Source organism: Pelobacter seleniigenes DSM 18267 (assembly GCF_000711225.1).
Taxonomy (GTDB): domain Bacteria; phylum Desulfobacterota; class Desulfuromonadia; order Desulfuromonadales; family Geopsychrobacteraceae; genus Seleniibacterium; species Seleniibacterium seleniigenes.
In genome coordinates, this window is record NZ_JOMG01000004.1 from 424,015 (window position 1) to 435,846 (window position 11,832).

At 50.6% G+C, this 11,832-nt stretch carries 13 protein-coding genes; all 13 read left to right on the plus strand.

Annotated elements, in window-relative coordinates; all coding sequences use genetic code 11:
- Nucleotides 1-24: 24 nt before the first annotated feature.
- The 13 genes from N909_RS0118880 to N909_RS24060 all read left to right on the plus strand — a co-directional run bounded on the left by N909_RS0118880 (nucleotide 25) and on the right by N909_RS24060 (nucleotide 11,823).
- Nucleotides 25-534: an OmpH/Skp family outer membrane protein gene (locus N909_RS0118880; protein ID WP_029917696.1), complete on the plus strand. Its 510-nt coding sequence runs from the start codon at nucleotides 25-27 to the stop codon at nucleotides 532-534.
- A gap of 12 nt (nucleotides 535-546) precedes the next feature.
- Complete coding sequence (gene lpxD / locus N909_RS0118885; protein WP_029917697.1) at nucleotides 547-1,578, plus strand: UDP-3-O-(3-hydroxymyristoyl)glucosamine N-acyltransferase; 1,032 nt, start codon at nucleotides 547-549, stop codon at nucleotides 1,576-1,578.
- 1 nt (nucleotide 1,579) lies between these two features.
- The gene (gene fabZ, locus N909_RS0118890) at nucleotides 1,580-2,017 is read left to right on the plus strand and encodes a 3-hydroxyacyl-ACP dehydratase FabZ (RefSeq protein ID WP_029917698.1); all 438 of its coding nucleotides are present in this window, start codon (nucleotides 1,580-1,582) and stop codon (nucleotides 2,015-2,017) included.
- A 15-nt stretch (nucleotides 2,018-2,032) separates the two neighbouring features.
- Nucleotides 2,033-2,806, plus strand: coding sequence for an acyl-ACP--UDP-N-acetylglucosamine O-acyltransferase (lpxA, locus tag N909_RS0118895; protein WP_029917699.1), 774 nt, complete (start codon nucleotides 2,033-2,035; stop codon nucleotides 2,804-2,806).
- 80 nt (nucleotides 2,807-2,886) lie between these two features.
- The gene (gene lpxB / locus N909_RS0118900; protein ID WP_029917700.1) at nucleotides 2,887-4,050 is read left to right on the plus strand and encodes a lipid-A-disaccharide synthase; all 1,164 of its coding nucleotides are present in this window, start codon (nucleotides 2,887-2,889) and stop codon (nucleotides 4,048-4,050) included.
- 24 nt (nucleotides 4,051-4,074) lie between these two features.
- Nucleotides 4,075-5,814, plus strand: a complete 1,740-nt coding sequence (locus N909_RS0118905; protein ID WP_029917701.1) for an ABC transporter ATP-binding protein — start codon at nucleotides 4,075-4,077, stop codon at nucleotides 5,812-5,814.
- Nucleotides 5,815-5,819: 5 nt separating this feature from the next.
- Entirely contained in the window at nucleotides 5,820-6,485 is a 666-nt protein-coding gene (locus N909_RS0118910) for a lysophospholipid acyltransferase family protein (RefSeq protein WP_029917702.1), read from the plus strand.
- Nucleotides 6,466-7,761: a 3-deoxy-D-manno-octulosonic acid transferase gene (locus N909_RS0118915; protein WP_029917703.1), complete on the plus strand. Its 1,296-nt coding sequence runs from the start codon at nucleotides 6,466-6,468 to the stop codon at nucleotides 7,759-7,761. Before N909_RS0118910 ends, N909_RS0118915 begins: the two co-directional genes overlap by 20 nt.
- Before the next feature lie 11 nt (nucleotides 7,762-7,772).
- Nucleotides 7,773-8,834, plus strand: coding sequence for a tetraacyldisaccharide 4'-kinase (gene lpxK / locus N909_RS0118920; RefSeq protein WP_155006011.1), 1,062 nt, complete (start codon nucleotides 7,773-7,775; stop codon nucleotides 8,832-8,834).
- A 3-nt stretch (nucleotides 8,835-8,837) separates the two neighbouring features.
- On the plus strand, nucleotides 8,838-9,005 hold the full coding sequence (locus tag N909_RS25385; RefSeq protein ID WP_084167824.1) for a Trm112 family protein: 168 nt from the start codon (nucleotides 8,838-8,840) through the stop codon (nucleotides 9,003-9,005).
- The gene (locus N909_RS0118930) at nucleotides 8,986-9,927 is read left to right on the plus strand and encodes an ELM1/GtrOC1 family putative glycosyltransferase (protein WP_029917705.1); all 942 of its coding nucleotides are present in this window, start codon (nucleotides 8,986-8,988) and stop codon (nucleotides 9,925-9,927) included. The genes N909_RS25385 and N909_RS0118930 overlap by 20 nt, the downstream gene beginning before the upstream one ends.
- Before the next feature lie 5 nt (nucleotides 9,928-9,932).
- Complete coding sequence (locus tag N909_RS0118935; protein WP_211253997.1) at nucleotides 9,933-11,033, plus strand: glycosyltransferase family 4 protein; 1,101 nt, start codon at nucleotides 9,933-9,935, stop codon at nucleotides 11,031-11,033.
- 28 nt (nucleotides 11,034-11,061) lie between these two features.
- Nucleotides 11,062-11,823 (plus strand): hypothetical protein, encoded by a 762-nt coding sequence (locus N909_RS24060; protein ID WP_029917707.1) that lies wholly within the window; start codon nucleotides 11,062-11,064, stop codon nucleotides 11,821-11,823.
- Nucleotides 11,824-11,832: the final 9 nt, after the last annotated feature.

Below are 11,832 nucleotides of genomic sequence, written 5' to 3' on the forward strand. Positions count from 1 at the left end.
AGCGTAACTTCATAGGAGAGAAGAATGAAGAAATGTATTCTTGTTTTACTTGCTGTTTTGTGCCTGACCGGAACCGCGTTTGCCGATGCTAAAATTGGCTATGTCGATTTGCAGAAAGCTCTGAATCAATCCAAAGCAGGAGTGTCGGCAAAAAGTGAAATCAGTGGATTGGTCAAGAAATACGAAGACCAGTTCAAGCAGATGCAGGAGGATTTGAAAACGCAAAAGACCAACCTGGAAAAACAGGCTGGAATCCTCTCTGAAAGTGCACGCGCGGACAAGGAACGGGAATATCAGCAGAGCGTTAAGGAACTGCAGCGGTTTCAAAAAGACGTCAAAGACGAATTGCAGGCAAAGGATGCCGATCATACCAAGCGGATCATTAATGAGCTTTTCGATATTTTGAAAAAAATTGGCAAGGATGGTGGGTACACGGTTATTTTGGAGAAAAACGAGGGCGCTGTCATCTATGCCGATGAAAGTATTGATCTGACGGATCAACTCATCAAGCGCTATGACGCGGCTCAAAAATAAGCGAGATTTAACATGACTACGCTACAGCAGTTAGCGGATTTGGTTGGTGGCAAGGTTCAGGGTGATCCAGATCTGGAAATCAGGCGCGTCACCTCCATTGATGTTGCGGCAAAAGGGGATATTACTTTTGTTGCCAATCGCAAGTATTTTGCCAAGCTGAAAGATTGCCAGGCTTCTGCTGTCATTCTGCCGCCGGGAGTAGATGCTCCGGGGCGGGATCTGTTGATCTGTCCCAATCCGTATCTGGCATTTGCCAAAATCCTGACATTTCTGCAGGCTCCTCAGTTGCCGGTCAGGGGCGTTTTGCCAGGGACCTGGGTCGCCGAGACGGCTGACGTTGCTGATTCTGTGACCATCCACCCAGGTTGTGTGGTTGGAGAGAACGTGTGCATCGGGGCGGGGACAACTCTCTATCCAGGTGTGGTGGTGTATGATAACGCCGTCATCGGTGAGAACTGTGTTCTGCATGCCAATGCCGTGGTCCGCGAGGGATGTCAGCTCGGTAACCGGGTCATTCTTCAGCCTGCTGCAGTGATCGGTTCGGACGGGTTCGGGTTTGCCCCGGACGGCAGTAGCTACTATAAAATTCCCCAGGTCGGGATCGTTGTGCTGGAGAATGATGTCGAAATCGGCGCCTGCAGCTGCATTGATCGCGCTGCTCTCGGGGTGACCCGGGTTGGCCGTGGTACAAAACTGGATAACCTGGTCCAGATCGGTCATAATGTCGAACTTGGCGAAGACTGTATCATCGTTTCCCAAACCGGTATCGCCGGAAGTTCCAAGGTTGGTGATCACTGTACCTTTGGTGGTCAGTCAGCCGTTGCCGGACACCTTCAGATCGGCAATAACGTCATGATTGGAGCTCGCGGCGGGGCGACCAATAATGTCGCTTCGGATCAGCTTTTATCAGGTGTCCCATTGATGCCGCATAAGGAGTGGCTTAAAGCCACTATGACGCTGCCGAAACTGCCTGAAATGCGCAAGGAAATGGCGCACATGAAAAAGCGCCTGGAGAAACTTGAGGCGTTACTCAAGGAGGATTGATATGATCGTTTTGAATATTCAGAAAATAATGGAGATTCTGCCCCACCGTTACCCTTTCTTACTGGTTGACCGGATTGAAGAGCTGGAAGAAGGGAAAAAGGTGAACGGGTTCAAAAATGTTACCGTCAACGAACCTTTTTTTCAAGGGCATTTCCCAGGTCATCCGATTATGCCAGGAGTGTTGATCGTTGAAGCCATGGCACAGGTTGGCGGAGCCTATGTTTCAGTCATTGACGGTATTAAAGATGACAAGGTGACCTACTTTGTCGGTATCGACAAGGCACGTTTCCGTAAACCTGTGTTGCCGGGGGATGTGCTGCGCATGGAACTTGAACTGCTGTCCAAGCGGCGTGGCATTTACCAGTTTGCCGGTAAGGCTTATGTCGGTAGCACACTGGTTGCTGAAGCTGAATTAAAAGCGACCTTTGCGGATAAATAATTGATTGGAGAGAAGATGATTCATCCGACCGCAATTATAACACCTGGTGCAGATTTGGATTCCGGCGTAACTGTCGGTGCCTATGCCGTTATTGGTGAGCATGTCAAAATCGGCGCCGGGACCGTTGTCGGCCCGCATGCGGTTATTGAAGGGCGCACCGAAATCGGTCGAGATAACCAGATATTTCAGTTTGCCTCGGTCGGTGCAATCCCGCAGGATTTGAAATTTCACGGGGAAGAGACGACTCTGAAAATAGGAGATCGGAACCGGATCCGCGAGTTTGTCACCATTCATCTCGGGACCGAAGATGGTGGCGGAGAAACCATTGTCGGTAACGATAATTTGTTTATGGCTTACGCGCATGTCGCCCACGATTGCAAGGTGGGCAATCATGTCATTCTCGCCAATGCGGCTACGCTGGCAGGGCATGTCGAGATCCATGACTTTGCCATTATGGGGGGGCTGAGCGCTGTCCATCAATTTGCCCGCATCGGTTGTCACGTTATGGCCAGTGGCGGTTCCATGATAGCACAGGACATTGCTCCCTATTCCCTGGTACAGGGCGATCGGGCCAAAACGGTTGGGGTCAACCTGACCGGATTGAAGCGTCGTGGTTTCGATGAACAGGCGCTGAGCAATATAAAAAAGATGTATAAACTGGTATTTCGCTCCAATCTGAAACTTGAGGAAGCGGTGAGCAGAATCGAGACCGAATTTGACCCTTCTGCCGACGAAGTGAAAACCTATCTTGAATTTTTAAAAGGAAGCACGCGCGGATTGGCGCGGTAAATGGAAAAATTGTAAATATTCATACAAAAGCTGCGAGACCCAGCCCGGTCTCGCCTTTTGTGTTTTTAGAGCCTTGGCAAATGCGACCGGAAATATCAGAAAATAACAGCAAAAGGATTATGATTATTACCGGCGAGTCTTCGGGGGATTTGCACGGCAGTCATCTTATTCGGGCCGCCGCTGAACAATACCCGGAGATGAGTTTTTTTGGGGTTGGCGGAAAGCGTATGGCTGCAGCCGGGTGCCAGTTGATTTTTTCTTCCGATGAACTGGCGGTCATGGGTGTCTGGGAAGTGGCTGCCCAGTTTTACGGGATTTTTCGTCGTTTCAAACAACTGAAAAGAATCCTTCAGGGGCCGGCAGCTCCTGACGCTTTGGTCTTGATCGATTTCCCCGATTTTAATCTGCGGCTGGCTAAAATCGCCAAAAAACTAGGGATAGCGGTTCTTTATTACATAACGCCAAAAGTTTGGGCGTGGCGAAAAAAAAGAGCCAAAGTGATTGCCGAGAATACTGATCAACTCGCTTTGATTTTTCCTTTTGAACCCGATATTTTTCGACCCTTCGGCGTGGCTGCCGAATATGTTGGCAATCCGCTGCTTGATGAATATGTGAATAACCGGCCCAAAGGAGACTTGCGTGCGCGCTTGGGGATCGGTGGGGAAGAACAGGTCGTGGGAATTTTCCCCGGAAGTCGCAAGTCAGAGATAACCTATATCCTCGATTCGTTGGTTGAGACTGCTAAATTGATTCATCGGGACAAACCTGGGGCCAAGTTTCTATTGCCTGTTGCCCCCTCTCTGGATGCTGATATTTTTCACACCCGGTTAAATGGCTGCGGTATTCCTATTTTCATCTTAGAGGAAAACATTTATGAAGTAGCTCATGCCTGCAATGCCGTTTTGTGTGTTTCCGGAACTGTAACATTGCAGCTTGCATTAACCGGGACCCCGATGGCAATCCTCTATAAGATCGCCCCGCTCAGTTATGCTATCGGCAAGCACCTGGTAAAAGTCGAGCATGTTGGTTTGACGAATATCATCGCCGGCCGCGAGATAGTTCGGGAGTTTATTCAGGATGCCGCATCGCCTGATGCCATGCAGGATGAGATAATTCGGTTGCTCGATGATGATGTTTATACAAATCAAATGCGCAACAATTTGCAGGAGGTCAAGCTTTTGCTTGGAGAACCGGGGTGTTCCGGAAAAGTTGCCAAACTTGTTCATGAACTTGTAACCAAATAGACCAGAGCAGGTGTATTAAATTTTATGCTGTTAAGTATCGAAAAAAAAGAGGCCTACCTCCGGCTCATTCGCTATGCATATCCATTTAAATGGCTTTTGCTGATTTCTGTGGTGGCGTCTCTGGTCGTTTCGGGCAGCGATGTCCTGATTGCTTATCTGACCAAACCTTTTGTTGATAAGTTGATTAAAGAGGGCGACCAAGTTCTCATGCGTCTGCTGCCTCTTGGCGTGATCATTCTGTATACTGTTAAAGGTGCGGCGCGTTATGTCCAAGAGTTTTACATCAAAAATGCCGGGCAGTTAGCTATCCAGGATATTCGTAACGATGCGTTTGAACACACCATCAAATTATCGATGCGATATTTTTCAAAGCAGAAGACCGGCGTCCTGATGTCGCGAATTCTTAATGATATCAGTGTTGTTCAGTCGGCTATTTCCGATAATATCATCAGCCTGCTGCGGGAAGGGCTGACCATGGTTGGCCTGATTATTTATGCCTTTATCACCGACTGGAAAATGGCTCTGGTCACCTTTGTGGTGGTTCCCGCTGCCGTGGGTCCCGCCTCCGCCATTGGACGGAAAATCAAAAAGTATTCAAGACGCAGTCAGGCCGCGATGGGAACCTTGACCTCACGGCTTCAGCAGAGCTTTTCCGGGATAAAAGTCGTTAAGGCCTTTGGTACTGAAACCGATGAGGTTGATAAGTTTAAGGACGAAAACTGGTCCCTATACCTATTGTTCCGCAAATCCTTTCGCTACAGTGCCGCCACGTCTCCTTTAATGGAAGTTTTGACTTCGCTGGGCGTTGCCGGCGCTCTCTGGTTTGGTTTTAACAGGGTCATGGGCGGTGAGATCACCCAGGGTGAGCTGTTTTCCATTATGGTTGCCGCAGTATTGATGTATGGACCATTGAAAAAATTGGTTAAAGTTAATAACGGGTTTCAGAAGGCGCTGGGGGCAGCAGAGCGAATTTTTGAATTACTGGATACGCCCAATGACATACAGGACCGTGCCGGCGCTATCGAACTGTCTGGGGTTAAAGGAGAGGTCGTTTTTTCCGAGGTCAGTTTTGCTTATGACGACGATCCGGTTTTAAAAGATTTTTCCGTGCAGGCCAAACCAGGGGAAATTGTCGCTATAGTAGGGGCCAGCGGGGCTGGAAAGAGCACTTTTATCGGCCTGTTAAATCGGTTTTATGAACCACAAGCGGGCCGCATTCTGATTGATGGGCAAGATATCAATATGGTGACGCAGGCCAGCCTGCATGCCAATCTTGCTTTGGTTGACCAGGAAACTTTTCTATTTAATGACAGTATCACCAACAATATTCGTTACGGTTGTGACGATGCCGGAATGGAGGCTGTTACGGCTGCGGCCCGGCTGGCCTATGCTGACGATTTCATCTGCGCTATGCCCGAAGGGTACGACACGATCATTGGTGACCGAGGAGTCCGCCTGTCCGGCGGTCAGCGGCAGCGGATCTGTATCGCCCGCGCCATCCTGCGTGACGCACCGATACTCTTGTTGGATGAGGCGACCAGCGCGCTTGATACCGAAAGTGAAGCGATGGTGCAAAAAGCCCTCAGTAACTTGATGCAGAATCGGACGACGTTTATCATCGCCCATCGACTTTCAACCATCATGCATGCCGACCGGATTCTGGTCTTGGACAATGGGCAGATTGTTGAATCCGGCACTCATCAGCAATTGCTCGATGGTAACGGCGCTTATCGGCGTCTGTATGATGCTCAATTCAGTGAGTGACGGTCATGTCCTGGAAAGAGAAACTGCTGTTTGCCACGGTCCCATGGCTGGGAGCTCAGTTGATTCGTGGCCTCTATTATTCGATGCGGGTCGAATTCCTCGGTGAGGAGGGTGTCAGGGAGCTTTGGGAGCGAGGGGAAAATGTGATTCTGGCTTTCTGGCATGAACAGACTTTGATGATGGCCAAGAGTTACCGTGGGCCTGGTGCGAAGCTGTTGATCAGTCAGTCCAAAGATGGTGAGCTGTTAGCCAAGGCAATGACTCATTTCGGTTATGAAGCGATTCGTGGCTCTTCTTCCCGGGGCGGACGGAGTGCCTTCAAGGAGATGCTCAGTATCAGTAAAGAACCTTTTGATCTGGCCTTGACTCCGGATGGTCCCCGAGGGCCACGGCGGGAACTTAAAGATGGGGTTGTGCAACTGGCCAGACTTGGCGGTCGAGCGGTTGTGCCTCTGGCGTTCTGTTGCAATCGGGGGCATCGTTTTTCATCCTGGGATCGGTTTCTACTGCCTTACCCTTTCGCGCGTGCGGTTTATCGCTACGGAGAGCCGGTATATTTTGATAAGGACGCTGGAGTTGCCGATTTCCGTGACCGTCTGGCCAAGGCAATGATGACGAACTTACGCGCTGCTGAAAAGCATCTGGAAGCTTATGGTTTACCTGCTGTATAATTTCATTCTGCTGTTGTCCTCATTGTTTCTGGTCCCTTATTACCTGGTGCATGGCTTGCGTTACGGGAAAAGCCGGCGGGGTATTCGCGAACGACTGGGATATTTTACTGCGGAATTTCAGAGCAAGGTCCAAGGCCGGCGGATTATCTGGCTTCATGCGGTATCGGTTGGAGAAACCCGCGCAGCTATCCCCCTGATAAGAGAGCTGCGGAAGGATTATCCCGATTTTCTGATTCTGGTCAGCAATGTGACGGAGACCGGTCATTCCATAGCTTGTGAAGTGCCGGGGATTGATCATTGTATTTTTTTCCCGTTCGATTTCTCTTGGACTGTCCGCAAGGTTTTTCAGCTGATTGCTCCTGAGCTGGTTATCATTGTCGAGACGGAGATCTGGCCGAATTTTACCCGCCAGGCAAAAAGACTTGGTATCCCGCTGATCCTGGTTAACGGTCGGCTCTCAGATCGTTCTTATCCGCGCTATCGGTTTGCCCGCTTCCTGTTGAGACCGGTTCTTGATTGTTTTGCAGCATTCTGTATGCAGTCACAGACCGATGCGGAGCGAATTGTCTCCCTCGGGGTTGAGTGTGCAAAGGTCGAAAATACCGGGAATATGAAGTTTGATCACGAGCTGAAAAATCATTCAGACGATGTGGTTGCCCAAAGAAAGGATTCCTATCGGATTCCCGAGCAGGCGGCTGTTATCGTCGCCGGAAGTACGCATGACGGAGAAGAACAGCTTTTGCTGGAGTCCTTCCAGCGGATTTCTCAACGAGTCAGCAGAGAGCTTCGCCTGGTGATTATCCCTCGTCATCCCGAACGGAAAAAAGAGGTCTTGAATCTATTCCGCGGTACGGGGTTGCAAGGACGTCTACGGACTGAATTGAAGACCGATGATGCGTTGCTGAATGGCGACGAGGTCCTGGTGGTCGATACTCTTGGAGAGGTGCTCGATTTTTACAGCATTGCTGACATTGTCTTTGTCGGGGGCAGTTTCGTCCCTATCGGCGGGCATAATCTATTGGAAGCCTCGTTGCTGGCCAAGCCGGTTTTGTTTGGCCAGCATGTGCATAACTTTAAAGAAATCTCCAAAAAATTGGTGCGGGCCGGGGCCGGGGTCAAAGTTAACGGGCTGCAGGAATTTGAAGATCAGTGTGTCCTGATGCTGAATGACCCAGCTCGTTGCCAGGCGATGGGTGAGGCCGGTCGCGCGCTGATTGTTGAAAATTCAGGGGCGACTGCGAGGACCATGCGCCACATCCGTGCGGCAATAGGTTGAGCGTGTCCCGGTTGGCAGAGCTACACAAGCGCCTGGTCCTGAACGGACCGAAAACAACAGGAGAAGCCCTGTTGTTTTTTATGCTGATTCCGGTGTCTATCCTCTATGGCGGGGTCAGCCGGATTAGGAATATCTGTTATGATTGTGGTCTGCTTCCTGTTTATCGAGGGCGGATACCGGTCGTTTCAGTCGGTAATCTTGCAGCGGGAGGAACCGGCAAAACGCCGGCGGTCGACTGGCTGGTCAAACAGTTTGCAAAGCAAGGGAAAAAAGCTGCAATTCTCAGCCGGGGTTATGGCGGGTCGCTGACCGCAGCCGCAGGAATTGTTGCCCGCGGAGACGGACGGCTCGAACTGGATGCGGAGACTGCAGGGGATGAACCCTGCCTGTTGGCGAAGAGAAATCCACATAACCCGGTGGTGGTGGCCAGAAAACGGAAAAACGGTATCCGGTTGATCGAAAAATCATTCGATGTCGATGTCATCGTTCTTGACGACGGGTTTCAACATCGCGCTGTGGCGCGTGACTTTGATCTGGTCCTGCTTGATGATGCGAATCCCCTTGGGAACGGCTTCCCTTTGCCCGCTGGAAACCTGCGGGAATTCCCACGCGGACTCAAGCGGGCCGATTATCTTCTGCTGACTCGGTCTGCTGCAACGGGGAAGGCGAGTTTTTGTGGCATTCCAGCAGTTCGAGCCCGTTATCGGTTGGCTGAGAATGCTCTGACTTTAAACGGAGAATTTAAAAGCCTGACTGAACTGAGTGGCCTCAAGCTGGTTGCCTTTGCCGGCATCGCCCATCCGGAAAGTTTTTTCTCCGCTTTGGAATCAGTGAGCCAATTGTCCTTAGTGGGCAAGGTTGATTTGCCCGACCATGCCCACTATGACCAGAATTTTATACGGCGGATTCATGAAGCTGGCCGGGATGCCGATGCGTTCATCACCACTGAAAAGGATGCCGTCAAGCTGGCTCCGGACATGTTTGAACGTCCCTGTTATCAAGTTCCGCTGGTGTTGGACATGGAGCAGGAAAATGACTTGGTTGACCTGATATGCTCACGGATATGGAGATGACCTATGCCGATAAATGATGCTCTTCTGGAAATCCTTGCCTGTCCTAAATGCAAGGGATCGCTAACCCAAGATCTCAATAAGGTCGGGCTTGTTTGCGAGAACTGTCAATTACGCTACCCGATACGTGATGATATCCCGGTGATGTTGATTGATGAAGCAGAGCAGCTTTAACCCCGCTGAGTTAGCAGGGAGCAGGGTCCTGATCCTCAGCGACGGGAAACCTGGACATTTTAACCAGACGGTAGCTTTTGCCCGACATCTCGGCTGCAGCTATGATGTGGTTTCGGTGGCCTTGAGATCAAGGGCCTTGAAATGGCTGAGTTATCTTTTGGACAATTGTGGGATACATCGGTCCTGGCTGTTTTCTGCGACGGTGCCTGAACAGCAATATTCTGCCGTGGTGTCGGCTGGCTCCGGAACTTACTATGCCAACAAGACAATAGCCCGGCAGCTCGGCTGTCCGGCGGTTGCCATCATGTATCCACGGGGGTATCGGTTGGATTTTGATTTGATCGTTGCCCAGGAGCACGATCGGCCGCCAGAGAAAGCCAATATCTTGAGCATACCGGTCAATCTTTCCTACGCTGAGCCGAAAGGGGTGGTTACTCCTGCTCCGGGGGAACGCTATATTGCGTTTATCATCGGCGGCGACAGTTCCCGGGGACGGCTGGAGGCAAGGCCTCTCGAACAACAGATCAAATGTATTCTCGAGCTGTTCCCGGAACATAGGGTCTGGCTCACCACCTCAAGGCGAACGCCAGCGGCCGTCGATAAAATGTTGCGACAATTCGATTATACCAGAGCGGTGTTTTACTCGGAAGAGCAGGTGAATCCGATTGCCGATTTCCTGGCTTACAGTGAGTATGTGTTTTTAACCGCCGACTCCAGTTCAATGATCAGTGAGGCGGTTTGTTCTGGAGCGGCTGCGGTGGAAATTCTGCCTTTGCTGGCAGGACGTCGGGAAAGAGGGAAGTTGAGTTTTCTTATTGAAAGATTAGAGCAATTGGGAAGTCTGCATGTCTTTGATGGCCGGGTCGGTGCAGCTGATCGAAAAATTCACCAGGCGGATATCCTGAACGGCATTGCCAAATGAAAATAATGCAGTTGTTACCTGAACTCAACGAAGGCGGGGTCGAGCGCGGCGTGGTCGAGCTCAACCGCGAACTGGTCAAGCGGGGAATTGACAGCGTCGTCATGAGTGCAGGAGGAAAGCTGGCAGGAACAATTGAAAAAGATGGCGGTCGGCATATCATCTTTGATCTGTGCAGCAAAAATCCACTGACCGCAATGACTCGAGTGCGGCGACTGCGCGAAATCCTGAACTCTGTTCAGCCCGATATCCTCCATGCCCGCAGTCGCGTACCGGCCTGGCTAACGGTCTTTGCCAACCGCAAGCTGCAGATTCCTTTTGTTACGACAGTCCATGGTTACAACAGCGTCAATGCCTATAGCCGGGTCATGACTTACGGGGATATGGTAATCTGCGTCAGTACCGGAATAAAAGCCTATATTCAGCAACACTATTCAATTTCCGATGACAAAATGACAGTGATTCATCGCGGCGTTGATCCGGAGCTATTCAATCCTTCCAGGGTGAACATGTCGTGGTTGGAATTGTTTCAGAAAGAGCATTGTCTTAGCAACAAGTATATCGTAACCTCGGTCGGCCGAATCACGGAGCTAAAGGATTACGAAACCTTTATCCACGCGGTAAAAGATGCTGCTGAGGCAATCCCCAATATTTGCGGGTTGATTGTCGGTGGGGTTCGGCACGACAAACAAGCCTATTTCGAGCGGCTAAAGAAACTAGTTGCCGAGCTGGGTGCTGAGGAGCAGATTGTTTTTGCCGGCAGCCAGAGCGAGATAGCGGCTATTTATGCGCTGAGTAATGCGCTGGTTTCGTGCTCCAAAAAGCCAGAAAGCTTCGGGCGCACCCTGATTGAAGCCATGGCTATGAACACTCCGGTTATTGCTACCCGGCACGGCGGTGCGCTGGATATCATCGAAGAAGGAAAAAATGGTTTCCTGTTCGAACCGGGCAATGTGGCCGAGTTGGCCGAAGCGCTGAAGCGACAGAAAGAGTTGCCCAGCGATGGTTTACGGGAATATGTCCTCAGCCGTTTTTCGCTGGCACAGATGGTTGAGAAAACGGTCGCAGTCTATGTCCAGTTGTTAAAAAAAATATCTTCGGAGCGGTAAGCCCAGAAAGATTTATCAGGTATCAAATATGGCTGAGCAATCTGTCAAAAATGTCATCTGCATGAAATGGGGATCCCTGTATGGTGCGGATTACGTCAATCTTTTATATGCAATGGTGCGCAGGAACCTCGCTGGGCCACTGAGGTTTGTTTGCCTGACGGATAATTCAGCCGGTATTCGGCCCGAAGTTGAGTGCTTTTCCTGTCCTGAAGTCGATATCCCCGCCCCCTATAATTTGAAAGGATGGCGCAAACTGAGTACCTATGCGCCTTCGTCTGACCTGTTCGGTTTGGAAGGTGACTGGCTGTTTCTGGACCTTGATGTTGTGATCACCGGCCGCCTGGATGAGTTTTTCAGTTATCAGCCGGAGAAAACCTTTGTGGTTATGCAGAATTGGAGCCAGCCGGGTCGCGGCATAGGGAATACCTCAGTCTACCGTTTCCGGGTTGGAGAACATCATTACCTGCTTGACAACCTGATTCGGAATCATCAGGAGATCCTGACGTCTTATCCCAATTCCCAAACCTATATCAGTCGCTCGGTAAAAGAACTCAGTTTCTGGCCGGATGACTGGTGTGTACTGTTCAAGGTGCAATGTGTCCCTGCCTGGCCGCAACGGTTCTGGAAGGAGCCGGTACTGCCGCCCCATGCCCGCGTGGTTGCGTTTCCCGGTGTGCCCAATCCGCATCAAGCGGTCAATGGTGAATGGCCGGTCAAAAAGGCGTATAAGCGTCTTTATAAAACTATTCGGCCGGTGCGTTGGATTAAGCATTACCGGAAGGATACATAAATAAAATTT

Bases quoted from the DNA above. Each gene is read 5' to 3' on its own strand.
- N909_RS0118880 (WP_029917696.1), top strand. From the start codon at position 25: ATGAAGAAATGTATTCTTGTTTTACTTGCTGTTTTGTGCCTGACCGGA.
- lpxD (WP_029917697.1), top strand. From the start codon at position 547: ATGACTACGCTACAGCAGTTAGCGGATTTGGTTGGTGGCAAGGTTCAG.
- fabZ (WP_029917698.1), top strand. From the start codon at position 1,580: ATGATCGTTTTGAATATTCAGAAAATAATGGAGATTCTGCCCCACCGT.
- lpxA (WP_029917699.1), top strand. From the start codon at position 2,033: ATGATTCATCCGACCGCAATTATAACACCTGGTGCAGATTTGGATTCC.
- lpxB (WP_029917700.1), top strand. From the start codon at position 2,887: ATGCGACCGGAAATATCAGAAAATAACAGCAAAAGGATTATGATTATT.
- N909_RS0118905 (WP_029917701.1), top strand. From the start codon at position 4,075: ATGCTGTTAAGTATCGAAAAAAAAGAGGCCTACCTCCGGCTCATTCGC.
- N909_RS0118910 (WP_029917702.1), top strand. From the start codon at position 5,820: ATGTCCTGGAAAGAGAAACTGCTGTTTGCCACGGTCCCATGGCTGGGA.
- N909_RS0118915 (WP_029917703.1), top strand. From the start codon at position 6,466: ATGGTTTACCTGCTGTATAATTTCATTCTGCTGTTGTCCTCATTGTTT.
- N909_RS25385 (WP_084167824.1), top strand. From the start codon at position 8,838: ATGCCGATAAATGATGCTCTTCTGGAAATCCTTGCCTGTCCTAAATGC.
- N909_RS0118930 (WP_029917705.1), top strand. From the start codon at position 8,986: ATGAAGCAGAGCAGCTTTAACCCCGCTGAGTTAGCAGGGAGCAGGGTC.
- N909_RS0118935 (WP_211253997.1), top strand. From the start codon at position 9,933: ATGCAGTTGTTACCTGAACTCAACGAAGGCGGGGTCGAGCGCGGCGTG.
- N909_RS24060 (WP_029917707.1), top strand. From the start codon at position 11,062: ATGGCTGAGCAATCTGTCAAAAATGTCATCTGCATGAAATGGGGATCC.